The organism is Methylobacterium sp. GC_Met_2 (genome assembly GCF_026540795.1).
Taxonomy (GTDB): Bacteria; Pseudomonadota; Alphaproteobacteria; order Rhizobiales; family Beijerinckiaceae; genus Methylobacterium.
This window is the reverse complement of record NZ_JALNUM010000030.1, coordinates 1-25299: the sequence shown is the minus strand read 5'-3', so window position 1 is coordinate 25299 and position 25299 is coordinate 1. Positions and strand designations below refer to the sequence as shown.

22 protein-coding genes are annotated in these 25299 nt (G+C 67.3%); 7 read left to right on the top strand and 15 right to left on the bottom strand.

Going from position 1 to position 25299, the window contains the following annotated elements; translation table 11 throughout:
* Window positions 1-5: 5 nt before the first annotated feature.
* The 5 genes from OXS49_RS12840 to OXS49_RS12820 form a co-directional block, all read right to left on the bottom strand.
* Complete coding sequence (locus tag OXS49_RS12840) at window positions 6-1229, bottom strand: molybdopterin-dependent oxidoreductase (protein ID WP_056250451.1); 1224 nt, start codon at window positions 1227-1229, stop codon at window positions 6-8.
* Between the two features lie 196 nt (window positions 1230-1425).
* A complete protein-coding gene (locus tag OXS49_RS12835; RefSeq protein ID WP_056250448.1) occupies window positions 1426-2565 on the bottom strand; it encodes an adenylate/guanylate cyclase domain-containing protein in 1140 nt (379 codons plus the stop codon).
* A gap of 101 nt (window positions 2566-2666) precedes the next feature.
* On the bottom strand, window positions 2667-3764 hold the full coding sequence (locus OXS49_RS12830) for a putative sulfate exporter family transporter (RefSeq protein ID WP_267424622.1): 1098 nt from the start codon (window positions 3762-3764) through the stop codon (window positions 2667-2669).
* Window positions 3765-3911: 147 nt separating this feature from the next.
* Complete coding sequence (locus OXS49_RS12825) at window positions 3912-4550, bottom strand: 2,3-bisphosphoglycerate-dependent phosphoglycerate mutase (protein WP_056250445.1); 639 nt, start codon at window positions 4548-4550, stop codon at window positions 3912-3914.
* Between the two features lie 426 nt (window positions 4551-4976).
* Entirely contained in the window at window positions 4977-6416 is a 1440-nt protein-coding gene (locus tag OXS49_RS12820; protein ID WP_056250443.1) for an IS1182 family transposase, read from the bottom strand.
* Between the two features lie 316 nt (window positions 6417-6732).
* Here OXS49_RS12820 and OXS49_RS12815 point away from each other — a divergent pair, with 316 nt between their 5' ends.
* On the top strand, window positions 6733-7479 hold the full coding sequence (locus tag OXS49_RS12815; protein WP_056250441.1) for a phosphatase PAP2 family protein: 747 nt from the start codon (window positions 6733-6735) through the stop codon (window positions 7477-7479).
* A gap of 147 nt (window positions 7480-7626) precedes the next feature.
* On the opposite strand, the gene lspA is transcribed toward OXS49_RS12815, so the two are convergent.
* Window positions 7627-8154 (bottom strand): signal peptidase II, encoded by a 528-nt coding sequence (gene lspA / locus OXS49_RS12810; RefSeq protein WP_056250438.1) that lies wholly within the window; start codon window positions 8152-8154, stop codon window positions 7627-7629.
* Between the two features lie 4 nt (window positions 8155-8158).
* Window positions 8159-10342 (bottom strand): heavy metal translocating P-type ATPase, encoded by a 2184-nt coding sequence (locus OXS49_RS12805; protein ID WP_056250436.1) that lies wholly within the window; start codon window positions 10340-10342, stop codon window positions 8159-8161.
* Between the two features lie 99 nt (window positions 10343-10441).
* On the opposite strand from OXS49_RS12805, the gene OXS49_RS12800 reads away from it, so the two are divergent.
* Window positions 10442-10843: a helix-turn-helix domain-containing protein gene (locus OXS49_RS12800; RefSeq protein WP_056250434.1), complete on the top strand. Its 402-nt coding sequence runs from the start codon at window positions 10442-10444 to the stop codon at window positions 10841-10843.
* 222 nt (window positions 10844-11065) lie between these two features.
* Here OXS49_RS12800 and OXS49_RS12795 read toward each other — a convergent pair whose 3' ends face one another.
* The 3 genes from OXS49_RS12795 to OXS49_RS12785 form a co-directional block, all read right to left on the bottom strand.
* Window positions 11066-14311: a CusA/CzcA family heavy metal efflux RND transporter gene (locus OXS49_RS12795; protein WP_056250431.1), complete on the bottom strand. Its 3246-nt coding sequence runs from the start codon at window positions 14309-14311 to the stop codon at window positions 11066-11068.
* Between the two features lie 13 nt (window positions 14312-14324).
* Window positions 14325-15632 carry an efflux RND transporter periplasmic adaptor subunit gene (locus OXS49_RS12790; RefSeq protein ID WP_056250430.1) on the bottom strand — a complete coding sequence of 436 codons (1308 nt, stop codon included), beginning with the start codon at window positions 15630-15632 and terminating at the stop codon, window positions 14325-14327.
* Window positions 15633-15771: 139 nt separating this feature from the next.
* Window positions 15772-16170: a hypothetical protein gene (locus tag OXS49_RS12785; RefSeq protein WP_246686484.1), complete on the bottom strand. Its 399-nt coding sequence runs from the start codon at window positions 16168-16170 to the stop codon at window positions 15772-15774.
* Window positions 16171-16557: 387 nt separating this feature from the next.
* Here OXS49_RS12785 and OXS49_RS12780 point away from each other — a divergent pair, with 387 nt between their 5' ends.
* From OXS49_RS12780 to OXS49_RS12765, 4 genes are all read left to right on the top strand, one after another.
* Window positions 16558-16875 (top strand): type II toxin-antitoxin system MqsR family toxin, encoded by a 318-nt coding sequence (locus tag OXS49_RS12780; RefSeq protein ID WP_055958963.1) that lies wholly within the window; start codon window positions 16558-16560, stop codon window positions 16873-16875.
* On the top strand, window positions 16872-17474 hold the full coding sequence (locus OXS49_RS12775) for a type II TA system antitoxin MqsA family protein (protein ID WP_082477521.1): 603 nt from the start codon (window positions 16872-16874) through the stop codon (window positions 17472-17474). The genes OXS49_RS12780 and OXS49_RS12775 overlap by 4 nt, the downstream gene beginning before the upstream one ends.
* Window positions 17471-18136 carry a hypothetical protein gene (locus OXS49_RS12770; RefSeq protein ID WP_056149076.1) on the top strand — a complete coding sequence of 222 codons (666 nt, stop codon included), beginning with the start codon at window positions 17471-17473 and terminating at the stop codon, window positions 18134-18136. The genes OXS49_RS12775 and OXS49_RS12770 overlap by 4 nt, the downstream gene beginning before the upstream one ends.
* A 198-nt stretch (window positions 18137-18334) precedes the next feature.
* Window positions 18335-19048, top strand: a complete 714-nt coding sequence (locus tag OXS49_RS12765) for a hypothetical protein (protein WP_147859846.1) — start codon at window positions 18335-18337, stop codon at window positions 19046-19048.
* 522 nt (window positions 19049-19570) lie between these two features.
* On the opposite strand, the gene OXS49_RS12760 is transcribed toward OXS49_RS12765, so the two are convergent.
* The 3 genes from OXS49_RS12760 to OXS49_RS12750 form a co-directional block, all read right to left on the bottom strand.
* Window positions 19571-19702 (bottom strand): hypothetical protein, encoded by a 132-nt coding sequence (locus OXS49_RS12760; protein WP_267424603.1) that lies wholly within the window; start codon window positions 19700-19702, stop codon window positions 19571-19573.
* A gap of 81 nt (window positions 19703-19783) precedes the next feature.
* Window positions 19784-22390: an AAA family ATPase gene (locus tag OXS49_RS12755; protein WP_056250422.1), complete on the bottom strand. Its 2607-nt coding sequence runs from the start codon at window positions 22388-22390 to the stop codon at window positions 19784-19786.
* Window positions 22391-22541: 151 nt separating this feature from the next.
* Complete coding sequence (locus tag OXS49_RS12750) at window positions 22542-22877, bottom strand: hypothetical protein (protein ID WP_056250420.1); 336 nt, start codon at window positions 22875-22877, stop codon at window positions 22542-22544.
* Between the two features lie 308 nt (window positions 22878-23185).
* Here OXS49_RS12750 and OXS49_RS12745 point away from each other — a divergent pair, with 308 nt between their 5' ends.
* On the top strand, window positions 23186-23521 hold the full coding sequence (locus OXS49_RS12745) for a hypothetical protein (protein ID WP_056250418.1): 336 nt from the start codon (window positions 23186-23188) through the stop codon (window positions 23519-23521).
* Between the two features lie 75 nt (window positions 23522-23596).
* Here OXS49_RS12745 and OXS49_RS12740 read toward each other — a convergent pair whose 3' ends face one another.
* Both OXS49_RS12740 and OXS49_RS12735 read right to left on the bottom strand, forming a co-directional pair.
* Window positions 23597-24283 (bottom strand): hypothetical protein, encoded by a 687-nt coding sequence (locus tag OXS49_RS12740; RefSeq protein WP_056250416.1) that lies wholly within the window; start codon window positions 24281-24283, stop codon window positions 23597-23599.
* A 56-nt stretch (window positions 24284-24339) separates the two neighbouring features.
* Window positions 24340-25218, bottom strand: coding sequence for a hypothetical protein (locus tag OXS49_RS12735; RefSeq protein WP_056250414.1), 879 nt, complete (start codon window positions 25216-25218; stop codon window positions 24340-24342).
* Window positions 25219-25299: the final 81 nt, after the last annotated feature.

Here is a 25299-nt window from a genome sequence, read left to right as displayed (position 1 = left end):
TCTCCTCAAGCGGCCTGGAATGACACGGCCTCGATGCCGTTCTGCATGAAGCCGGCGCCGTTCCAGACCCGGTCCATGGGCTGCGCGACGCCGTTGGTGTTGGTGCAGCGGACCCGGACCGTGTGGGTGCCGGAGGCCAGCGCCGGCAGGCTGCCCTCGAAGCGGCGGAAGCTGTAGGGGCCCTCGTCCGCGCCGAGCTGCGCCGGGAACCACGTCGCCCCGCCGTCGCCGGAGAACTCGACCGCCTTCACCCCGCAATCGCCGCCGAAGGCGATGCCGCGCAACGCCACCGGCGTTCCGGCCGCCACCTTGGCGCCGTCCTGCAGGTTGGTTACGAACGAGCGCGGCACCATCCTGTTGATCGGCACCGTCTTGAAGCCGGTCTGACCGGGCTTGATGTTAGCGCCCGGCACGTCCGGTATGCGGTAAGCGGTCTTCATCCAATATTGGTCGTCGGGCTTGTCCAGCACCTCGATGTCGGACAGCATCTTGACCCAGTAGGTCGAGTACCAGCCCGGCACCACGAGGCGGAGCGGGAAACCGTTGAGCAGCGGAAGTTGCTCGCCGTTCATCGCGTAGGCGATCATCACCTCACCATTGTTGGCGTGGTCGAGATCGAGGGACTTCTTGAAGTCCGGCGCGTCGTCGACCACGGGCTCGTCGAGGCCGCTGAAGCGCACCTGCACGGCGCCGGACTTCACCCCGGCCTTTTCGAGCACGTCCTTGAGGCGCACCCCGGTCCAGCGGGCGTTGCCCATCGAGCCGTTGGCCCATTGCGCGCCGGGCACCCGCGGCTCGAACAGCCCACGCGAATTGCCCGAGCACTGGTTCACCGCGGCGATCTCGAAGCGCGGCAGGCCGGCGATGGCGTCGAGCGAGAGCGAGAGCTCCTTCTCGACATGGCCGTGGACCTTGAGCCGGAAGGTGCCGGCATCGACTTCGGTCGGGATCGAGGCCCAGTGCCAGCGGACGTAGAAGCGATCGTTGGGGGTGAACACGCCCTCGTCGAACACCGAGAACGGCGTCTCCAGTAGCGGCGGATGAGTGCGCTGGAGGATCATCTCGGCCTTGCCCGGAAAGGCCGTGGTCAGCGCCCGCTCGTCCGGGCCGCCGGGCAGCGGAAGCTTCACCGAGCCGCCCGCCCAGGCCGGTATGGCGGCGCCGAGGCTGCCGAGCCCTAGGCCACCCAGGACGAGGCGGCGGTTCATCGGTCTGTCCAGTCCGTGCATGGTCTCTCCCCTTGAAGGATGTCGGCGTCGATGCGTTCGAGGGCACCGGGCCCGTGGCGATTCCTCGCGACCAGGGAGATGCTACGGGATGCGATTTATTCCCACCAACGGTCTTTCGCGATACGAATGATCTCCAAACGCGATGATTTGAGAAGTTTCGATCTCCGATGGGACGATCAAGGACGCCGTCTCGGCGTCACGCCGCCGGCGCGCCGACGGGCGCGGTCCTGCGACACCCGAACAGGGCGTGACGCTCGGAAAAACCGCGCAGGGCGACGGTGCCAAGCGGTTCAAGGGCATGTGCCAACCCGTCGATGAAGGTGTCGGTGGCGATCAGCGGCGTGTCGTAGGTCTTGCACAGGCGCTCGACGCGGGCGAGCACGTTGAGATCGCGGCCGATCGCCGTGAAATCGACCCGGTCGCCGCCGCCGATATTGCCGTAGGCGACCTCCCCGACATGAAGTGCGACGCCGACCTCGAAGGCAGCCCTGTCACCGTCGCGCAGGGTCGCAAGCGCATCAAGCGCGGCCTCGGCGGAACGCAAGGCGGCACTGCGCGCCTCGGCCTCGTCGCGATCGGCATCGAACACGGCCAGTAGCCCGTCGCCGATGTACTTCAGCACCTCGCCGCCTTCCGCCTCGACGGCCGGCACGATGGCATCGAACATCCGGTTGAGGGCGGCCACGACACGGTCGGAGCTTTGCCGGTCGGACAGTTCGCCGAACCCGCGCAGGTCGGTCAGCATCATCGCGGCCCGCATCAAGCGTACGTCGCCGCGCCGCACCGTGCCGGCCAGGATTTGCCGCGCCGGGTCGCGTCCGACATAGGCACTCAGCACCGCGCCTAGCATGTCGTCGAGCGCCTTGATCTCGAACAGCAGCGAGAACGGCTCGACCAGCGCCAGCAACGTGTCGATCTCGATCGGCGTGAAGCCGCCCGGTCTCGCCGTGGCCCAGGAGGCGGCGCCCATGCGTCCACGCGCGGCGCGCAGCGGCACGATGAGGTAGTCGGTTAGACCCTCGGTGCGAAGCTCGCCGAGCACAGGAAACGGCAGCGGCCCATCCCCGTCGAGACGGCATCGGAATGGGGTACGGGTCTCGACTACGCGCTCGACGGTGTTGCCGTGGAAGGTCGGCGTACTCTCGATGCCGTGGCGGCGACGCAGGGCTAGGCTCGACGCTCCTGGATGCCAGACGCGCATTACCCAGCGGAACGACGGATGCAGGGTCGGCGCGTGGGTGGTGGCGCGGGCCAGTGGCAAGCCAAGCCCCAAGAGGCACGCACTGAACCCGTCGAGAAGGGCTGCCGCGTCCGCCGTTTCGCGACCCGGCCTCATCAACCATCCCGTCGCCTGCGCGACCGCCTCGGACGAAGATTGGGACGAACGTGTCACGGCAGTTCTTTCATCAAGGAGTTGGATCGATGCCATAGCGCGGATCAGACGAGGCCGAGCACGCGGATCAGGCCGAGGCTGACGGCGCCGAGGGCGAGGAGCGAGGCGACCACCGCGAGGGTCACCCGCGCCCCGGCCTTGGCGACGCTGCGCACGTCGACCCCGAGGCCGAGCGCCGCCATCGAGACCACGGTCAGCACGTTGGCGGTCTCCGACATCGGCGCGAGCGCAACCGGCGGGATCAGGCCCGTCGAGCGAAGGCCCGCGGACGCAAGGAAGGCGAGGATGAACCACGGCACCAGGCGGTGGATCGCGAGGCCGCCGCGGGCCGGGCGGTCGCCCGCGGTGACGCCGGGGGCGGCCTCGTCGGTCTCCTCGCGCAGCCGGCTTGCGCCGAGCGAGAGCACCAGGACGACCGGGCCTAGCATCAGCACCCGGACGAGCTTCACCAGGGTTCCGACCTGGACGCTGAGCGCCGCGACCGGCGCGGTGGCGGCGAGGACCTGCGGAACAGCGTAGACGGTGAGGCCGGCGAGCACGCCGTACTGCATCGGCGACAGACCGAGCAGCGGCACCAGCAGCGGCAGGCCGAGCACCACCAGCACGCCCAGCACCGCGGTGAAGGCGATGGAGGCGGCGACATCCTCGCCGTCGGCGCCGATCACCGGTGCCGTGGCCGCGATCGCCGAGTTGCCGCAGATCGAGTTACCGCATGCGACGAGGATCGCCATGCGCGGGTGCAGCCCGAGCGCCCGGCCGATGCCGTAGCTCGACAGGATCGCGACCACGACGACGCCCGCGATGCCGAAGAGAAGGCCCGGTCCGGCGGCGAGGATCGTCGCGAGGCTGAGCGACGCGCCGAGTAGTACGACCGCGATCTCCAGCACGGTCTTGGCCCCGAAGGCGATGCCGGGAAAGAAACGCTGCGACGGGGTCCAAATGGTGCGGATCGCGCTGCCGAGCAGGATCGCGAGCACCAGGGCTTCGAGCCAGGCACGACCGAACAGGTGCGCCTCGGCGGCCTCGAAGCCGACCGCTGCGGCGGTGACCGCCACACAGAGGCCCAGTCCCGGAAGGATGGCTCTCGTGCCGGCCAAGGCACGCATTGACCGAGCGTGGGAGAAAAGTCTGGGCGCGGACATGGGTGGCTCCGATGTGATGCCGGAGAATCCCATGTTCTTTTCATTCACTCCAACGGAATGATTAGATGCTTCCCATCACTGAAATAGATGAAATAAGTGCCCCTTCGCAGATCACGGAGACCCATTGTGAGAGGCCGACAGGCGGATTCACCCGTCGATCCAGTGGGCCTTGATCGTCGTGTCCGCGGCAAGCTCATAGATCCTGACGGAGCCCGTCGCGAGTTCGAGGTGCTCGACGTCCGCCGGGCTCAGGTCTTCGAGCGCCATCACAAGCGCCCGCAGGCAATTGCCGTGGGCGACGACGAGCACGTCTCCGCCCATGACCGCCGGCTGGATGGTTCGGAGGTAGCATGGCACGATGCGGGAGACGGTATCGCGCAGGCTCTCACCGTTCGGCGGCGCCTCTGCGTAGGAGCGGCGCCAGGTCTCGATCCGCTCCGCCCCCCAGCGCGCATCGGCGGCGATCTTGTCGAGCCCGCTGAGGTCCCCGTAGTCTCGCTCGTCGAGCGCGGCGAAGCTTTGGGGGACCAATTCGGGTTGCCCGAGCGCATCGAGGATAAGCCGGCCGCTCACGACGGCCCGCGTTAGCGTCGAGGTGAAGGCAGCGGAAAAGCGCCAGTTGCACTCTGCCAAACGCCGGCCGGCTGCCTCGGCTTCCCTCCGGCCCTGCTCGGTCAAGGGCGAGTCCAGCAATCCCGTGAACAGGCCGGATCGGTTGGCTACGCTCTGGCCATGCCGGACCAGCACGAGATGTCGCGTGACCGGGGCTTTGCAATCGTGAATCACGCTGTCTCCCGAGGCAGAGCACTTTCGTGCCGGTCGCATCGCCTCTGATGATGTCGGCATCCGACTTTAACGAACTTCGACCCTGCGATGGGTTGGACCGTCCATCCGGAGACGGCGGGTCATCCTAGGTCCGCTTAAGAACGTCTTGCGACTGAAAGCAGCCAAGCTGCTTCCCACCCGACCCAGACGTAGGTCATCCTCCGCCAACCTGCCACGAAGCGGACCTTCCCAGGGTCCGAGAAGGGTCCAGGCCGTGTCAAAACTCGAAGGTGTGAGCTTTTGCGGTTGGGTGACGTCCCGGTCTCGCGAGAAGGGGGTATTCACCGCGCCGAACGTGTTCTTACGGTCGGGAGACGACCAGTTTTGGTTTGAAGGCGCCTCTTGGACAGCTTCCCGGCTTATTCGGCGGACGAGCCGAGCCCTCGCTCAGGCTGGGATCGCCGCAAGGAGCTTCCGGCTTCCCAAGATGTTGAGAACTCGGGTTAGATTGTAGGCCAGGACCTGAAGGGCCATCTCGGTCGAGACGCGCGGCAGGGTCTTGGTCAGGAAGTGCGTGGCCCCCATCCGCGCCTTCAGCGTGCCAAAGGGATGCTCGACCGTCTCGCGCCGGACCCGCATGGCCAGTGGATCGCCGTCCAATCGGCGCTGCACGGTTTCCAGCACGTCCTCGTGCTCCCAACGCGTCACCCGGCGCTCCTTGCCCGTCGTGCAGTCCGCCTTTAGCGGGCAGGCCGAGCAAGCATTCGTCCAGTAACGATGCAGCGTGAGGCCATTCTCCACCGTGGTGCAGCGATGTGACAGCGTCTCACCCGCCGGACACAGGTAGGCGTTCTTCTCACGATGGTAGAGAAAGTCCTCTTTGCCGAAGCGTCCGGCGGCCTTGGCGCCTGAGGTCATGGGCCGGGGCAGCATGACGGAGATGCCGGCTCGTTCGCAGGCGAGGATTTCCTGGCCGGAGTAATACCCCCGGTCGGCCACCGCATCGAGCGTATCCGTCTCCAAAGCCTGCTTGGCCCGCACTGCCATTCCACTGAGCTGCGCTCGGTCCGAGCCGGCATTGGTCACCGCGTGAGCCACGATCAGATGATGCTCGGTCTCGACCGCCACCTGGACGTTGTAGCCCACCATGCCCGACCCGCGCCCGCTGGTTGCCATCGATCGCGCATCGGGATCGGTCAGTGAGATCTGCCGGTCAGGCGCCGCCTTCATCTGCTCTTCCAGGCCGGCCAACCGTTTCATCTCCTGCCCAAGGCGAGCGATCTTCTCCTTAAGCCGCACCACCTTGGCGGCCAGTTCGGGTGTGGGATCCTGACGATCGGCCGTGTCGAGCTGCGAGAGGTAGCGCAACACGCTTTCCTCAATCTGCTGACGGCGCCGGTCGAGCTTTCCTTGCGTGAAGTTGCGGTCGCGGTTGTTGACCGCCTTGAACTTCGAGCCGTCGATCGCGACGCGCGTCCCCGTCAGAAGGCCCATCTCGCGACACAACGCGACGAAGCGGGCACAGGCGCGTCCTATGGCCGGTCCGTTCTTACGGCGGAACTCAGCAATGGTCTTGTGATCGGGCGACAGCTGGCCCGTCAGCCACATGACCTCGACGTTGCGGCCCGCTTCGCGCTCCAGACGTCGGCTCGACGGGACCCGGTTGAGATAGCCGTAGACGTAGAGTTTTAGGAGAGCGGTCGGATGGTAGCCCGGTCGTCCCGTTCGCGCCGCATCGACACCCGCGAAACCGAGCCCGCCAAGATCCAGCGCGTCCACGAAGGCATCGACCACGCGGACCGGGTTGTCCTCGGCGATCCAGTCTTCAAGACAAGGCGGAAACAGCGTCGTCTGATCGCGCTCGGCACCGACAACAAACCGTCCCATGCCATCCTCCGGTCGATCCGGAAAAGATACCATCAGCAGGGTTTTGACACAGCCAGGGTCGGAAGCGGACGGCATCAAGCGTCAGGTTTCGACCACTAGGCCTCGGGGTCGATATCCGACGTTTCAGGTCCTCCTCCGCAGGGATCTCGGCGTGGATGCGACCATTGCGGGCAACAAAGGTGCGGGTTCTCCTTGGCTCGCCGCTCACCGCGGGGGAACGGGCGAGGATCCGAACGGGTTCTTCGGCTCTGCCGCATGAGGCGGTGAGTGTCCCGAGCCAGCAACCGTCAAGGGACCGATCCAGGAGTTCGGGCGCATGAACCAATCCTCTCCGTCCGCCCGTGCCGGTATCATGGCGCGCCTCGGCAAACGGGAGATCGGTCTGCCCGTGACGCTGTTTTGCGTCGCCGCCCTCATCCTCGGGTTTGGTCTCCTGGCCGACAAGGTCATGGAGGGCGGCACGATGGGGTTCGACACCCGCGTCGCCCACTTCTTCCGTCCACCCGGCGCGGCTGGTCCGATTGGACCGGATTGGCTGCACGAGATGGCCCGGGACGTGACCTCCCTGGGCAGCATGGTGATTCTCTGCTTTCTCATCGCGGCTGTGGCAGGCTACCTGCTCCTGATCCGCAAGCAGGGGGCAGCGGTCCTGGTGGTGGGCTCGATCCTGGGCGGGACGGTCATCAGCTTTGGCCTCAAGCTCCTCTTCAACCGTCCGCGACCCGAGATCCCCGGCGGCATCCAGGTGTTTACCGCCAGCTTCCCCAGCAGCCACGCCATGCTTTCCGCCGTCACCTACCTGACGCTCGGTGCCCTCATGACGCGCGTGGCGGCGGGCGCTCGCCTCAAGGCATACTTCATGGGGCTGGCCGTCTTCCTCACGGTGGTGGTCGGGATGAGCCGGGTCTATGTCGGGGTGCACTACGCGACCGACGTGCTGGCGGGCTGGTGCGTGGGGTCGGCCTGGGCGGTCCTGTGCTGGGTCGTGGCCCTCCAGCTTCAGCGACGCGGTAAGGTCGAGAAGCCCGACCATGTCGCGGGCGAGGAAGGCATCGAGGCATAGGACCCCATGCGCCGTTCTTCCTAAACGCATCCTCCGCCTGACTGAAGGGACGGACGCATCCCAGTATTCGTTCGATTAGCAGGACCGCATCGTCGATGCCTGCGGCCAAGCCGTCCGACCATTACGGGCACGACCGAAATGATGCCGTTAGGGGGCCCGTAGGGCGGCCGGATCAAGCGGCGCTGGTGGTCTCGGCCGGCCCGGCTTGCCGACTGCCTCCCAAGCTATCAAGGCGGCCCCGAGGCTGATCCAGATATCGGCCATGTTGAAGGTGAACCAATGCACCTCCGCCGGGTGCAGGTCGAGGAAGTCCGTGACGCGGCCGTCCGCACATCGGTCGATGAGGTTTCCCAGGGCACCGCCGGTCATGATGGCGAAACCAACTCCTTCCGACGCTCCGGTCGCGCGGAATGCCAACCCGGCAACGAGGGCCGTCAGCATTCCCTGAAGCGCAAGAAGGACGACCAGGGACGTCGCGTCATGCGCCGGAAGCAGGCTGAAGCTGATGCCATGATTGAACGCGAGCCTGAGGTCGAGCATCGGCAGTACCGCGTGCACGGTTCCGTCGGAAAGCCTGTCGACCGCCAGCGCCTTGGTCCACAGGTCGGTGCCCGCCGCGGTCACAGCGATTACGACGAGGGCGCCGACCTCGGCCCTTTCCCGTATGAGACGCATCGGCTCAAGCCCGGAGCAGGCGAAGGGCGTTGGCCGTCACTAGGACGGTCGCCCCGGTATCCGCCAGGATGGCCGGCCATAGCCCAGTGATGCCTGCGAGCGTCGTCACCAGGAACACGGCCTTAAGCCCCAGCGAGATGGCCACGTTCTGGTGGATGTTGCCGAGCGTCGCCCGGGACAGCGCCACGAGGGCGGCCACGTCCGATACCCGGTCGTTGAGGATGGCCGCGTCAGCCGTCTCCAGTGCCGCGTCTGTGCCGCCGCCCATGGCAATGCCGACGCTGGCGGAGGCGAGCGCGGGGGCGTCGTTGATGCCGTCGCCGACCATAGCGACCGGGCCGACCTCCTTCAACGCGCCGATCTCGGCGAGCTTGTCGGCCGGCAGCAGGTCGGCCCGGACCGATAGTCCCAGGCCCTTGGCGATGGCCTCGCCGGTGCGCCGGTTGTCGCCGGTCAGCATCACGCATTCGACCCCAAGCCGGCGCAGGGCCGCGACGCCGGCGACCGCATCCTGTCTGGGCTCGTCCCGGACCGCCACGACGCCGAGCGCCTCTCCGTCCCGAACCACGACGACGGCGGTCTTGCCGGCTTCCTCAAGGGCCTGCACCGTCGCTTCCGCTTCCGGCAAGAGGCTGGCCAGCGTCGCGGCGTGGCGCGGGGATGCCACCGCGACCGTGCGACCGGCGACCGTGGCCTGGACGGCCTTGCCGGGAACCGCACGGGCATCGCGTACGGGGCGCAGGGGGATGGCGTCGGCCTCCGTACGTTCGAGGATCGCACGAGCGATGGGGTGGCTCGATCCGGCCTCCACCGTCGCCGCGAGCCCGAGCAGGGTGCGATCCGTCATGTCCGGGGCAAATGGGAGGACGTCGGTGACCCTTGGACGCCCTGCCGTGAGCGTCCCCGTCTTGTCGAACGCGACGGTACGCACCCGTCCGATGGTCTCCAGGGCGGCGCCGCCCTTCACCAGCAGTCCCCGCCGCGCTCCGGCGGCAAGACCCGAGGCGATGGCGGCCGGGGTCGAGAGCACGAGGGCGCAGGGGCAGGCGATGAGGAGCAACGCCAGTCCGCGATAGATCCAGGTGCCCCAGTCGGCGCCGAGCAGCAGCGGCGGGCCAAGCGCCGCCAGCGCGGCGACCGCGAAGGCGACCGGGGTGTAGACGGCGCTGAAGCGGTCGATGAACCGGGCGGTCGGCGACTTCGAAGCCTGCGCCTCCTCCACCATGTGCAGAATGCGGGCGACGGTGTTGTCCGACGGCATCCGGGTGACCCTGACCTGCAGGACCCCGTCCGCATTGACGCTGCCGGCATAGACGGCGTCCCCGACCTCCTTTGGCCGGGGCACCGATTCCCCCGTGATCGGGGACTCGTCGAGGCTCGACGTGCCGTCCGTGACCTCGCCGTCCGCAGGGACGCGGTCACCCGGGCGCACCAGCACGGTTTGGCCGATCACCAGGGAGGCGGCCGCCACCTCACGCACGGCGCCGTCCCCCTCGACCAGGCGCGCCGTCTTCGGCACCAGGCCCACGAGGGCCTTGATGCCGGCCCGGGACCGGCCGGCCGCAAAGCCTTCGAGCATCTCGCCAACGGTGAAGAGGAGGACCACCACCGCCGCTTCCTCGGCGGCATGGATGGCGAGCGCCCCGATGGTGGCGACCGACATCAGCATCTCGATGGAGAAGGGCGAGCCGTTGCGGGCGGCGGCGATGGCGCGGCGTCCGTAGAAGGCGAGACCCAGGAGCGCGCCGGGCCAGTAGGCGTATTCCCCGGCCAGCCCGGGCCGAACCGTCTGCAGGAGAAATCCGCTTGCGAACAGGACGGCGATGCCCAGCGCCAAAAGCCCCTTGCGGCTGCGCCAGGCGGGGGTCTCCGCCTCCTCCTCGACGATGGCCGGGGCCGCGATGCCCGTCGTCTGCGAGCGGGCGAGGTCGGCCGCGGTCGGCAGGGACCCGACGCCATAGCCGAGCCCCGTGATCCGGTTCTCCAGGTCCGCCCTGGGTGTCGAGCCCTCGTCGAGCACGAGGTCGAGGACCTGGGCCGTGTAGTTCACGCGGACGTCGCGGACGCCGGGCAGGCGGGTTACCGCTGTTTCGATCTTGGTCGCGCAGCTCGGGCAATCCATGCCCTTCACGCGGTAGCGCAGCGCAGCGCCCGCGGGGACCGCTCCCGATGTTCCTGGCCCTGACATGGCAAGCTCCGTCGACCCGGGCCTCGCGCCGAAGGGTCTGAGGCCCTACATGCACCCTGTAGCAACTACAGGGTCAAGGCCATGGCGCACGCACCCCCCATGACCATCGGCGACTTGGCCGCGGCGACGAACACCCGCGTCGAGACGATCCGGTGGTACGAGAAGGTGAAGCTCCTGCCGGCAACGGAAAGGTCGGCGGGCAACTACCGTCTCTACGGTCCGGAGCACCTGCGCCGCCTGAGCTTCATCCGGCGGGGACGGGACCTCGGCTTCACGGTCGACCAGATCCGGGAGCTTCTCGCCATGGCCGACGACCGCGACCGGTCCTGCGCCGAGGTCGACACCATCGCCCGCGCCCACCTGGCGCAGGTCGAGCGCAAGCTGGCCGACCTGACCCGGTTGGCGCATGAGCTGCGTGACGTCATCGGTCAGTGCGGCTGCGGGTCCGTCGCCGACTGCCGCATCATCGAGGCTTTGTCTCCCCACGGGGATCCGTCCTGAGGATGGATCGGCCCCGTCGGCATCAGGGGGAAGTGCGTCCTCCCGCCGATGTTGCAGAGGCAGTACAGAACGTAGACGCAGGCCGGGATGGCGATGAGGGCCAGGGCGAACGCCCGGCCGGCCGCGCGACGGACGTGGGGCCTGACGCGGCGTCGGCGACGTGGGCCGCCGCCGCCCCAGTCGGCGATGGTTCGGGCGACCTTCTTGCTCATGCCGACCCTCCTACTCGGCGGCGCGGAGATGCGGTTGGACCGGCTTGGGCCGATCCTTCCTCTCGGGGGCGACCGCACCGGCGAACCTGGCATAGAGGGCCGGCAGGACCACGAGGGTCAGAAGGGTCGCCGAGATGAGGCCGCCGATGACTACCGTCGCCAGGGGGCGCTGGATCTCTGCCCCGGTCTCGGTCGCCAGCGCCATCGGTACGAACCCGAGGGATGCCACCAGCGCGGTCATCGCCACTGGACGGAGCCGGGTCATGGCGCCCTCCATGATGGCCTCGCGCCTTGGCCGTCCCTCGGCGATGAGCTGCTTGATGTAGGTCAGCATCACCAAGCCGTTGAGCACCGCCACCCCGGACAGGGCGATGAAGCCGACGGCCGCGGGCACCGAGAACGGGATGCCCCGCAGCCATAGGGCGGCGATGCCCCCGGTCAGCGCCAAAGGAACCGCGCTGAACACCAGGAGCGCGTCCCGGGCCGAGTTCAGGGCCGAGAACAGCAGCAGGAAGATCAGGAAGAAGCACACCGGGACGACCACCATCAGGCGCTGGCGGGCGGAAGCCAGGTTCTCGAACTGTCCGCCCCAGGTCACGTAGTAGCCGGCCGGGAGCGACACCCCCGAGGTTACCTTGTCCTGCGCCTCGGCCACGAGCGAGCCGATGTCGCGGCCCCGCACGTTGGCGGTGACCACGACCCGGCGCCGGCCGTTCTCGCGCGAGATCTGGTTCGGGCCCTCCGTCACCGAGAAGCTCGCGACCTGCTTCAGGAGCACGGACGCGGCGCGCCCGTTCGGTCCGGGAGGTAACGGCACCGGGATGTTCTCCAGGGCCTCGCGGTCCTCGCGCACCTTGTCGTTGAGGCGCACGACGATGGGGAAGCGCCGGTCGCCCTCGAAGACGACGCCCGCCTCGCGGCCCCCGATGGCCGCCCCGATGACGTCCTGGATCGCGGACGTGCTCAGGCCCAGGCGGGCCGCCTCGGCCTTGTTGATCCCGATCTCCAGGAACGGCAGCCCAGCCGTCTGCTCGACCTTCACGTCGTCCGCGCCCTCGACCCCGCGCAGGATGCCGGCGATCTGGTTCGCGGCCGCGGTCATCGCGCCTAGGTCATCGCCGAAGACCTTCACGGCGAGGTCGCCGCGTGTGCCGGCTAACAGCTCGTTGAAGCGAAGCTGGATGGGCTGGGAGAACTCGTAGACGTTGCCCGCGAGCGCCCCGAGGGCCTTCTCGATGCTCTCCTGCAACTCGGCCTTGGACAGGTCCGGGTCCGGCCATTCGGCTTGCGGCTTCAGGATGACGAAGGTGTCCGACGAGCTCGGCGGCATCGGGTCCGAGGCGACCTCGGCGGTTCCGGTCTTCGAGAAGACGTAGGCGACCTGGGGGAACCGGCCGATGGCCTGCTCGACCTTCAGCTGCATCGCCTGCGATTGCGACAGGGACGTCGACGGGATGCGCTGGGCGTTCAACGCGATGCTCTTCTCGTCGAGCTGCGGGATGAACTCCTGCCCCAGACCCCTGAACAGGATGCCTGCCCCGACAAGCAACACCAGGGCGACCGCGACGAACAGCATGGGCACGCGCAGGGCGGCCCCGAGGACTGGGCGGTAGGCGGCCTTGATCGCCCGGACGAAGAGGTTGTCGGTCTCGGTGACCTTGCCGGTGATGACGATGGAGATCATCGCCGGGACGAAGGTGAGCGATAGGACGAAGGCCGCGACCAGGGCGATGATGACGGTGAGCGCCATCGGCTCGAACATCTTGCCCTCGACCCCGGTGAAGGTGAGGAGCGGCACGTAGACGAGGATGATGATGGCCTGCCCGTAGAGGGAGGGCTTGATCATCTCCTCGGCCGAGGCCCGCACGGTGGCGAGGCGCTCCTCCAGGTCGAGCTTTCGCCCGAGTTCCCCTTGGCGTTCGGCGAGATGGCGAAGGGCGTTCTCGGTGATGATGACTGCCCCGTCGACGATGAGGCCGAAATCGAGGGCCCCAAGGCTCATCAGGTTGGCGCTGATGCGGCCCTGGACCATGCCCGTCATGGTCATCAGCATCGCCACCGGGATGACGAGGGCTGTGACGATGGCCGCGCGGATGTTGCCGAGCAGCAGGAACAGGATGACCACGACGAGGGCCGCGCCCTCGGCCAGGTTCTTGGCGACCGTCCGGATGGTGGCCTCGACCAGGACCGTGCGGTTGAGGACCGTCTGGACCTCGACGCCGGGCGGGAGCGTGCGCCGGATGCCGGTCATGCGCGCGTCGACCGCGGCGGCGACGGTGCGGCTGTTCTCGCCGATGAGCATCAGGGCGGTGCCGATGACGACCTCCTGCCCGTCCTCGCTGCCTGACCCGGTGCGCAGATCGCGCCCGATTCGCACCTCGGCGACGTCGGAGATGCGGACCGGCACGCCGCCGCGCGTGGTCACGACGACGGAGCCGATGTCCTCCATGCTCTCCAAGCGGCCGGCGGCGCGCACGACGTAGCCCTCGCCGTTGTCTTCCAGGTAGCGTGCACCCTGGTTGGCGTTATTAGCCTCCAGCGCCCGCCCGATGTCGGCGAAGGACAGGTCGAGGGCCGTCAGCCTCATCGGATCGGGCTGGACGTGGTACTGCTTCTCGAAGCCGCCGATGCCGTCGACGCCGGCCACGCCCGGGACGGTCCTCACCTGTGGGCGGATGATCCAGTCCTGGACCGTGCGCAGGTAGGCCGTGCGTTCGAGCTCCGTCGAGAGCCTCTGGCCCTCGGGTGTGAGGTAGCTGCCGTCGGGCTGCCAACCGGGTTTGCCGGGCTTCGAGACCTTGCGCTCCCCGGGCTTCGCGTAGTGCACCGACCACATGTAGATCTCGCCCAGGCCCGTCGAGATCGGTCCCATGCGCGGCTCGACACCGGACGGCATCGCCGCCTCGGCCTCCTGAAGGCGCTCGGCAACCTGCTGGCGGGCGAAGTAGATGTTCGTCGCCTCGGAGAAGACGGCGGTGACCTGGGAGAACCCGTTCCGGGATAGCGAGCGGGTGTATTCCAGGCCCTTGATGCCTGAGAGCGCGGTCTCGACCTGGTACGTGATGATGCGCTCGATGTCGTTCGGCGAAAGCGAGGGCGCCGTGGTGTTGATCTGCACCTGGTTGTTGGTGATGTCCGGCACCGCGTCGATGGGAAGCTTCGTCAGCGAGAACACGCCGGACCCGGCCGCTAGAAGCGACAGGAGCACCACGAGCCAACGCTGATGGACGGAGAAGTCGAGGATCTTCGAGATCATGGCCGGTCCCCGCTCAATCGTCGTCGCCGGCGTCGGCCTTGCCGAGCTCGGCCTTCAGGACGAAGGAGTTGGCCACTACGACCTCGTCTCCGGGCTCCAGGCCGGCGACGACCTCGTAGGCATCGTCGTCCGCCTTGCCGAGGGTCACCTCTCGCTTCGAGAAGCCCTCCTCGGTCCGCACGAAAACCACCTTCTCGCCGCCGATGGTCTGGATGGCGGACTTCGGCAGCCGCACCGCGACCTTGTCCTGGGCGATCTCGATCTCGGTCGTGACGAAGGTGCCCGGGCGCCAGGACATGTCCTTGTTCGGCAGGGCGACGATGACCCGGGCCGAGCGCGTCTCCGGGTTGAGGATCGGGCTGACGAAGACGACCTTGCCCTCGGGGCGGGGAGCGTCCTCGCCCCCGACGATGGTCACCCTGGCGCCCTCGCGGACCTTGGACAGCTCGGTGGTGGGGACGGGGAGCTCGATCCAGAGGGAGGAGAGGTCGGCCACGGTATAGACGTCGGCCGGGTCCCCCTCGCTGCCGACCTTCGTTCCGACGTCGACCTTGCGCTCCACGATCCGCCCCGCGAGGGGGGACCTGAGCTCGAAGCGGCGAAGCGACGACAAGTTCGGAGTGGTTTCGTCCTTCTTGGCCGCGGCGGCGACCTCGGTCGCGTTCAGCCCGAGGGCCGATAGCTTCTGGCGGGAGAGATCGACCCGCAGGCCCGCCTCGGAGTAGGCGGCCTTCGCGTTGAGGAAGGCCGATTCCGCCGAGATCCTCTTGTCCCAGAGGGCCTGCTGCCGGTCGAAGTTGGTCTTTTCCAGATCCGCCTTGACCGTCGCGGTGAGGAAGTCGCTCTTGGCATCCGCGACCTCGCGGCTGTCCAGGACGGCGACGATCTCGCCCTTGGCGACGTCCTCGCCGAGACGCTTGCGCATCTCCGCCACTGTCCCGGCGACCCGCGCAGGCACCCGGGCGATCCGGTCGGCGTCCTGGGTGATGGTGCCGGGCACCAGGAGATGGCGCGAGAGGATGCCGCCCTCGACATGCGCCAGCTTGATGTCCTGCTCGGCGGCCTGCTCGGCCGTCATCTTGATCTTGCCCTCGCTTGCCTCGTCGTGGCCGTGCGCCTCGCCCTCGGCGTGTTTGTGGTCGCCGTCGACCTTGGTGGCTTGCGCCCCGGTCACGGCCGCGTTGGTCGCCGGAGTCTTGGCCGCGGTGGAGGACAGGCCGGCGGTGGCCAGCGCGCCCCGCACGCTCTCGGACACGCGGGGGACGGCACCGCCGATGGCGACGCCTATGGCCAGGAGGGCCACGGATATGATTGCACGCATGGAAGGGAGGCCGTTCGCATAGGACCGCGGTCACCGCCTGGGGCTGGGTCGACGGTCCGGTTCAAGTCAAGCTCGCTCAAGGAGCCGGCATCCGCTGGGATGTCCGGTCTGCATCCGCCACGGCCGTGGCGGTGCCGCCTCAGGCGCGAGGGGGCCTTGGAAGGCGACCGGCGGAGATCGAGGCTACGGTGACGTCGGCCGTGGCATAGGACAGGCGTCCGGCGGTGGCGATCGGAATCCCGGGTGACGCCTCGATGCCAATGGCCAGATGGCAGCCGCAGGTCGCATGGCAGGCCGGGCACCCGTCGGGCTGGTCCGGCGCACCCTTATGCGAGGACGTGGCGAACGCGGGCGCGTGATCAGGAAGGCGATGGGCGTCGGCGGAGGAAATCGCACAGGGCGCCATGAGCGCCAGGAGGAGGACGAACGACAGCAGGCGGACGGCGGTCGCCCACCAGCCGCGCGACGCCTCGTAGGCCCTAATCGGGAATCCCGCGCTCATGACTGCCTTATGGACGATCCGGAGGCGCTCGTACATGCCGGACGGGCGTCCCAGGGCGCCTATCCGAATGCCGACATGCTCGGGGGTGCGTCCGCGGAGACGTCGCCCCCCTCTGCGTCTGGGGTCGCCGTAGCGTCGCGATTCCCGGCCGCCCGAGCAGGTCGGCGAGGAGCGGGACCGGGCATCGGACATGCTGCGCACCTAGTTTGGAACCGGTCCTGGCGATCGTCCGACAAGCCGAAGATGGAGCTGGGTTAGGCACGGGCGGCCCCTTCCACGAAGGGACGGAACCGCGCACCGGCCCATGCGTAAAACCCTCCAGGCCACGCTTACCGGGGATCAACCAAGGGAGCCGGGCCGCCAGCCTCAGCAGAATGCCGCGGTTGAAGTTCGGGTAGCATGGTGCTACCTCTTGGAGGCTGGATGGCGCCGCACAATCCCCTGGCAAAGGTCCGCGCGCTCGCCGCCGACGAGGAGGCCTGTTCGTTCTTTTCTCCCGTCCTCGAAGAGCTCAGGACCCGTAAGCTCGACACGGACGACCTGCGGGCGATCATCCAGACGGAATTGGGCGAGGCGCACTTCAGCAAGTCCGAGCCGACGCGAAGACACCACCCGACCACCGTGTCGGACTACTACTCGATCTGGGTCGACGACTGCGCCGACTGGATGTTCCTGAAGCTGCTGGTCACCGGCGCTGACGTCCTGGTCGTCACCTCATTCAAGAAGGATATCGATCGATGACGATGGAGGCCTGCCAAGCCTGCGAGGCGATCGCGGTCTGCGAGCGCATCGAGCCCTTCGTGGTCGAACGGTCGGGGAAGAGCCTCGCCATCCAGGACCGTCGCATGGTCTGCGTCGAATGCGGGAACGTCAGCTATCAGGGCTCTCAGATCTCCGAGCACGAGCTCGCCGTCGCCAACGCCGTGCGAGAGATGGACGGGCTCCTGTCCGCCGCCGAGCTCAACGCCATCCGCCTCAAGTACAAGCTCCGCCAGGCCGACATGGAACAGATCCTCTCCACCGGCCCGAAGACCTGGACCCGCTGGGAGCGCGGCAAGGTTCCTCAGAGCAAGGTCGCCGACCGCTACATCCGCGCTCTAGCCCGGGACCCCTACCTCGCCCGCCGCGAGATGCTTGCGGCCGGGGTCGTAAACCCGGAGGCCGAGGGCGTCTTCGCCCAGATCGAGCTTGACGATCGCAAGCGCGCCCACGCCGTCATGCGCGACGCCCTCGGGCGGCGCACCGAGATCGACCACGAGCGCTTCGCCGCCCTCGCTGCCGACGCGGCCTTCGACGCCTTCCATGGTAACCACGCGAACCCGGAAGCCGTCGCCGCATGAGCGAGAAGCCTCCCATGGGCGTGCTCCACCACCTTCCGCCGAGGAAACCCCTCGCGGATATGGAGGATTTCCGGCGCGACGTGGGAGAGACCATCGCGGCACAGTTCCGGGAGCAGAACGAGATCCTCCGCGCCGAGCGCGGTGAGCATCTAGCGCGTGTCCGGGAACAGGATGAGCGCCTCCAGCGGCAAGGCGAGCTCATTGAGCGGCTCACCCGCGGCGTCGAGCTCCTCGTCACCGAGATGCACGGCGTCCGGACCGGCAAGGCGGAGGAGGCCTTCGCCCGCGTCGGCGGCGAGGGCGCCGCCCCGGACCTGCCCACCGTCTCCGCGGAGTCCGCAGTGGTCTACATCTGTACCGCGGGCAGTATCGGCCGGAAGCTCGACTTCCGCGCCAGCGAGATCGGTACCCTGCTCGGCGCCAAGGGCCTGCGCTGGGCGGGCAACGGCGCCTACCAGGAACTCGGACGCGAGGTCGGCCCGAACCATACCAAGTTCTGGCACCGCGACGTCCCCGCCCGGCTCCGGCGCGTCCTGGACGAGAACAACCCAGCCCGCCACGGCATCACCGATCGCAGTGTCCTCGCGATCTTCCGCAAGTGGAGCGCCCGCCGGACCGGCGGCCCAGACCTCCTCGACAGCATCGAGGCGCTCAAGGCCTGAGCCCGGGCATCAGTTTCGGTGTGCCGCGGCGATTTGCTGTAACCTTGGTGACGGGGTTTTGATGAAAGCGCATCTAAGAAGCTATAAGCGTTGTCACGCGATCTATCTCATTGGATTGTATTGTACTTATACATATCCATCCCGGACTAATTATCACGCATTCGCTACGCGAACCTCTCAACCAGAGATAATAATGGCATGATAGGTATCGGAGGCGAAGAATTCTACAAAATATTTCACGAGGAAATTGAAAAACCTCGAATATTTGCTGATATAAATCAGCTTGCGCCGTCCGACATCGAACTCAGAATTCGCGCAATCTTCACTGGGCATAATTTCGATTTGGATGCTGTCGGCTTCGTACAAGCCTGTATGTATCAGCGAGAACAGAAGCTACCTTTCATAAAAATTGGACCCAAGCGACTTACTGAAGATGTTGACCTACTCGTTAAGGCCGTCGCATTCGGAATAGTTGCCTGTCAAGAAATATCAACCGATCTCAGATTTAGTCTGTCAAGACCAGATTCGAATCTATATGTAAACGGATTTCCTGCATGTTGTTTGAGAGATATAAATCGGATGCACGATGATGATCAAGATATGGATCACTTAGAATTCACACGATTACATGGAGCTGCCGTGCTTGATCAAATCCAGCCTGTCATTCGTGATTTAAAAACATATTGGGGGAACGAACCTCTCAATAAAAGCGTCCTGAAAAAGAGGTTTTTCTTACCAATAAAATATCAAACAATTTCAGATATTCTCGAAACTGTCCCCGGTGAAATCATGCAAAGTTCACTAAGAGGACAAATTGAAAGGGCAGCACATGTAAGACATGAAAGATTGAGACTGCTTAGGAGCCCCCGGTTACCTTCGATAGACGATGAAAAGGCGATTTTTGATATTTGAAAAATTGCCTTTTACACTGATCGGTGCGAACTACAAACGGCCGGAAGTGAACAGAAGCCGGGGCTGGCTCGATAGCCGGGAAGTCAGCCGACGACGCTGGTTCCCATCGCGTCGGGAGCCTTCAGGTCACACGACTGCATCCCGTGGGGCGATCACGTTAATTACGCGGCCTCGAAGGGCGGCACGACGACGCTGAAGTGCACCCTCGCCCAGGAATTCGCCCCGCGCGGGGTGCGCGTGAACGCCATCGACCCGGCGCCGTGAGGACCGGCATTAACGCGGGCCAGATGCAGGGTAAAAATCTGCGCAGTGCGGTGTCGCAGATCCAGTATGGTCGCATCGGACGGGTCGAGGACATCGCCTCAGCCATCGCGTTCCTAGCCTGCGACCTGTCCGACTACATCGTCGGCGACACCCTTCTCGTCGATGGTGGGATGACCACTCCTGGCACGATGCCTATCGGCGGTAGGCCGGGGCCCGTACCTCCAAATCCGATTGATAGGTGAAAACCGTTAAGGCGCATCAGGGCTCGTCGCGGCCTGCGATGTTCCGGTCGGCATCCCGCTCGAAGGTCGAGGTGGTCAGCGCGTCGGGGATCCGCTCGGCGATCATTAGAAAGGGGCCTTGCGTGGTGTCGGGGGCTAGCAGGGCCAAGCTGCCGCGGCGGAGGGCGCCGTCGATCTCAACTAGGTGGCCGCGGCACCTACTGCGGTAGGCGACGATGACAGAAGGCCGTCAAACGCCCTTTTGCTGCTCACGAAGCTGATCCACCCAGGCCCTCAGGTCCCCGACGGCCTTGAGCAGTTCGTCTGGGCGCAGGGGAGCAGCGTTCCGCCCGGGAGATGGATCGTGGGCTTCCGTCTGATTGCAGCACCGTTTGAAGCCGGCGGCGAAATCCTCGACGTTGGCAACGGTCAGGCTCGCCACCTTTCTCAGGTCCTTGGTGCTGATGTAGTCGCGGTGCCTTTGGATGACGCAGTTGAAGGCCACCTCCTCAAGGGCCCGTTCCCAGGTGCTTCGTAACCTGCTGAAGAAGTGGGAGGCCGCAGCCCCGTACTCATCATCCCGATTGTCGTCGTAGAGGACCTTGGCCGCCCGCGCGTCCTTCTCAAGAGCGTCGAGGCGCTCCCGGACCTTAGCCCCGATCCAGGGCAGTCCCTGGTTCACGACGCCCGCGCCGGCAGAGGTGTGGGTGAGCGAGATCAGGGAGACCGGGATCCTGCCGTCGATTGACAGCGCATGCAGGTCGTTCAGGAAGACGAGGTCATGCGTGAAGACGATAATCTGCCGGACGCCCCCTTCCTCGACCAGCCGCTCGGCGACCTTGCGCCGCCACCGATGGTCCAGCGAGGAGACCGGATCGTCGAAGACCAGCGTCGATCCATGAGCCGCGGTAGCGAGCTCGGTCAGGAAGGCGGCCAGGGCCACGCAGGTCTGCTCGCCCTCGCTCAGGATCTCGCCGACCTTCGCCCTCTCGTTGGCGAACAGCCGGACCTGGTACTGCGGGGAGCCGTACCTGCCGCCCGAACGGACGATGTCGACCCTCACCCTGTGGGCGGCCAGCTTCTGGATTTCTTCCTGAAAGCGATCGCGGACCTTCGGCGTGATGACCTTGTCGGCGATCGTGTTGCCGAGCGTCGTGATGGCATTCGTCGCCATCTCGGACAGGCAGTCCTTCAAACCCGCCAGCTCGCTCAGCCGTGCCATCTCGATCCTCGCCTTCGGCAGCAGTGCCTCCAAGAGTGCGCGGTCACGCAACTCGTCCCGTTCCGCAACCAGCCGTACCCGACCGGCGGGATCGACCGCCGTCAGAAGCTCCTTGGCATAGGCCTGCGTATCATCCGCAAGAGTCGTCAGCGTGCCGATGATGCCGGCCGCAACCACGGGCATTGGACCCGCCCCGCGGTCGGCGAGTGCCCGCGTGCAGATCCATCGCCGAAGCCGGACGGTCGCCAGCCCGCGCAGGATCGCGGCGGCGACATCCGGATGGGTCACCGACAGCTGGCGGCGCAGCGGAAACCCGGACATCCGCAGCGACAGACCCGACAGCTTCCCCAGGGCCTCCTCGTAGGCGACCTCGGCCTTCCGCGCCTCGCGCTCGCTGTCGGCCTTCACAAACTCCTCAAAGATCAGCTTCAGATCCCCGGTCCCTTCGGAGATCGGCTGGTGGCAGAGCACGCAGACCGCTTCCGCGTCCGTTCGCGGGAAGTCGTGCCCCTCGTAGGCGACATGCTCCGAGTAATGCCGCGCCGCGTCCCATAGGGCTCGCCAGGTCGCCTCCCCGACCCCCTTCAGGGCGCTTCCGCCGAAGGCGCGTTCGGCCGCGAGCGAGGCGGCGGAGCGTTTGGAGCGGGCGGTCCCGGCGAGCGCCGCAAGCTGCGCGAGCTCCGCATCCGACACCGCCCCGAAGACCCTATCAAGCTCCTCGGAGAGGCGGCGTACGGCCCGGGCCAGCTCGCGCTGCTCCCCTGAGGCCCGGACCAGGTCGCGAGCCAGGTCCTCCTCAAGCCGGCGAAGCCTTGCGCGCTCCTCCGCTGACAGGTTCGACAGCTTTTCCAGGGGTCCGAGGTCGGTACCCGGAGCGAGCGCGCCGAGAAGCCGCCCGACCCGGGTCCCAGACCCGAACGCGGGTTCCGTGAACGCCGAATCCCGCGCCTGCTCAACCGCCCCCTGTTCCGCCGTCAGCGCCGTGCGGATCGCTTGGCAGACGCCGGCGAGCTCATCGGGGATGTCGAGCCCGAACGGACGGAACGCGACCTCGTTCCTCTCGCGCACATGGACCATTCCGCATTCGCGGTCGAAGACGCTGACGCTGGAAAGGATGGCGTGGGGAGAGCCCGCGGCGGTCCAGGCCAGCGGCGCGATCGGATCGCCCGATACGACGCATCCGATCGTGGCGGATCCCGCATCGGCACCGCCGCCGAAGGCATTCGGCAGGATCTCGCCGGGGGAACGTGCCCGGCACGCCCGCTTCAGGATGCGGGCATACCCGGATTTTCCTACCCCGTTGTCGCCGTAGACGATCGTAATTCCATCGGGTTCAAACGAGAGTTCCTGGCCGGGAGCGAGCCGATTGACGCCCATGACATCCCTGATCGAGGTCAGCGCTACCTTCTCACCGGCGGTGGCCATGGACGGAACATGCTCGGCGCCCAAGGGCGACGGTGTCACCTCGATACCGGGAAAGCCACATCCCCTCTTGCAGAGCAGTGCAAGCTCTTGGTGATCGTCGGCGTCGAGGGTGCGCTTGGCCACTATGCGACGTAGGGCGTCCCGCTGCCAGTCAGGCTTATTCCTCGACCATTGCAGGATGATCTCGAAGACCGAACCCGTCGCCGCCATCGAGACTCGTTCCCCCGCACGGGTTCGAGCTTAGCAGCAGGGCCCTCGGATCCGTAAGGGGCGACGCGTCAGTTGAGTGTTTTCGACCAGGCCATCTCCTCCCCCCGTTACTCCTATCCGGTGTAACGCGGAAATTGCGAACTCCCGGACCTCAGGGATCCAGTCCGAGGCGGGCCGCGAGGGCGGTCGCGACGGCCTCGCGCCGGTAGACGACCGCCGGCTTTCCGGCCGCGATGGCCCGTTCCGTGCGGGCCTTGAGCGCGGCGGCCGCCGCCAGCAGAACCCTTCCCGCGTCGATCGGGCTCGCGAGGCGGTACCCCTTGGGCGCGCCTGCGATGACGACCGCCAGCCCGTCAGCGATCGCGCGGTCGAGCGTCGCCGGGTCGGGCGCGCCCGCCTCCGCCGCCCGGGCGCGGGAGGCCGCCTTGACGGCGCGGTTTGCCTCGCGTGCACGGGCGGCCGAGGATGAGGTGCGGGGTGCGGTCATGGGCGTAGGATGCCGTGACGAGGTGCAAGGCACCATGACATGTCACGCCATCGGCACTCACTCGGCACTCCCTCGTGCGCACGTCGTGCTGAGCTCAGCATTTCCTCAGCATATTTTTGGGCGTTTCAGTCTGCATGATCGGCGATTCATCAAGAGCGAAATCGCGATCCGTTCAGGACGCATGCTGCAGCCCCCCCGGAAACGGGGTGTTCACCATCCCATGTGGATCCACGTGGCACCGGGTTGACGGGGAGCCCCGCCCAGGCGCGAATTGGGCGGTGAGATCCGCCCCGCCAGGAGAGACGCCCATGTCGCACCAGACCCGCAGCTTCGCGATCGACAGCAGCATCCGCGTTGGCCAGGGCCTGGCTCTCGGGCACTCCGCGATCCAGGGTGCCTTCGACGGCCTGCGCGCTCGGCAGGACACGGACCGGCACGCCGTCTCGCGCCTCGCCGGCCGCCTCGGGCAAGCCCGCCGGGATGCCGTCGCGGTCGAGGCCGAGGCCGATGCCCTTGCCGCTGAGGCCGCCGAGCTCCGCCTCCTCCTCGGCGCCGCCCTGCAGCGCGCCGCGGCGGCCGAGGCCCGGGCCGAGCGGGCCGAGCGCGCGGTCGTCGCCGCCGCCCGGCGCCAGGGCCTCGTCTAGCCTCAAGCCCCCCCAGACATGCGAAGGGCCCGCCGGGATGACCGGCGGGCCCTTCGTCGTTCGGTCGCTGACACGTCACATGCGGCAGGCGGCGACGCGGGCGTGGGCCTCGGGGGTCTCCAGGAGCCTGTAGGCCTCCTCGATGACCCTCTTGTCGTCTGCGTCGTACTCGCCGGGGCGAGGCTTCGGGGCCTCGGCATCAAGGCGCGCCTGAAGGGACGGCATCAGGGGCAGGCCCCCATGGATCTCCGAGAGGGACTCGGCGCGGAGATGCTGCTCGACGCGGAACGCGGGCACGAATGCCAGATTGCACCGGGCGCCAGTGTCGAGGCCGGCGAGCCAGGATGCGACGTCCCGCGGGAGCGGGGCGAGATCCCTGCCGGAGCGGCCAGTCGGGTCCATCGCGGCTCGGTTGTGCGCGATAACGAGCTCTCCGAGGCCAAGCGCGACCGGGCGCGGGCCGGCCGCGGCGCGGTTGTCGTTGGCCAGGGCGACCTCGGCGACGTCGGACGCGTGGACGGCCGGACGGGGCAGCAGGGCCCCGAGGACACCGCCGATCCCGGAAGCCGTGAGATCCAGCGCCCGAGCCGGGCCCTCCAGGCCGGCTCCGACGGCGGTGGCGGTGCGGTCGACCGCGGCCTTCGCGACGCCGGCGACGCGCTTCACGTCCCCGTACAGGGACACGGCGGCCTCGCGGGCGTCGCCAAAAATGGCGGCGATGAGAGCGGCGATGAAGGCCAGGATTTTCTTGAGGTCGATCATTGCGGGACTGCCTAAGTTGAACTGAGGGAGACGGAGAGACAGGGGCGAGGGTATCGTCAGGCCGGGGCTAGCAAGTCGCCAGCTGGGACGCGGCGCCGGCCTCGGCGCACCGGGGCCTCGCCGAGGGCGCGCTCGCAGAGCTCGTCGGGCAGCTGCAGCCTGTGCTGATGGATCAGCGCGAGCCCGTGGGCGGCCTCGCCCCGGTCGAGGACCTCGCGCTCGGCGAGGACGTGACCGCTCCAGGTCGTGGTCTGGCTGAAACCCTCGCCGTTCTGGATGGCGGCCCAGTCCTCGTCGAGGGAGGCGAGGTAGCGCAGCCCCTCCAGGGTCGCAGCGCGCACCGCCGGGTCCTCTGCCCGGGCGTAGAAGTGCGGCATCGCCGGGCGCCCGATCCTCTGCTCCGCGCGGACGCGGTTGGCCTCGGCGTTGGACAGCCAGCGCTCCGCACGCTCAAGATCGTAGGGCCCCCATTCGGCCCGGTGCGCGGTCTCGGCCGCCTCCGTCAGGGACCGGCCGAACTGCCAGGGTGCCGCCCCGACGAGCGCCTGAAGCCGCTCGCGAATCGGTCCCGCCATCTCGTCGACGCGAGCCTGCGCGGCGAGCCGGCGTTCCTCGGCCCGAGCGTTGGCCTCGTCACGGGCGGCGCGGGCCTTAGCGATCGCGGCGTCGGCCGCCGCCCTGAGCGCCGGGACGTCCACGTCCTCGGCCGAGATCCCCCACCAGCACGGCGGCAGGTTCGGGGTGCCGGCGCGGTCCGTCCAGGAGAAGCCCGCCGCGACCATCAAGCCGCGCTCGGCTCGGTAGGCGTCCGAGAAGGTCTGCGGGGCCTCGTCCATGACGAAGAGCGCCATGGCGTGGCCGTAGCGGAGGCGCTCGCCGACGTGGCGCCAAGGGAAGCCGTCGAAATCGAGCGGGGGAGCGGTCAACCGGGGCATGGGGCGTGTCCACCGGGGAAATGGTTAACGCAAGCTTATGCTCCGAAATAAGCCCGGCCAATAGTCTTGTTGACAAAGCTG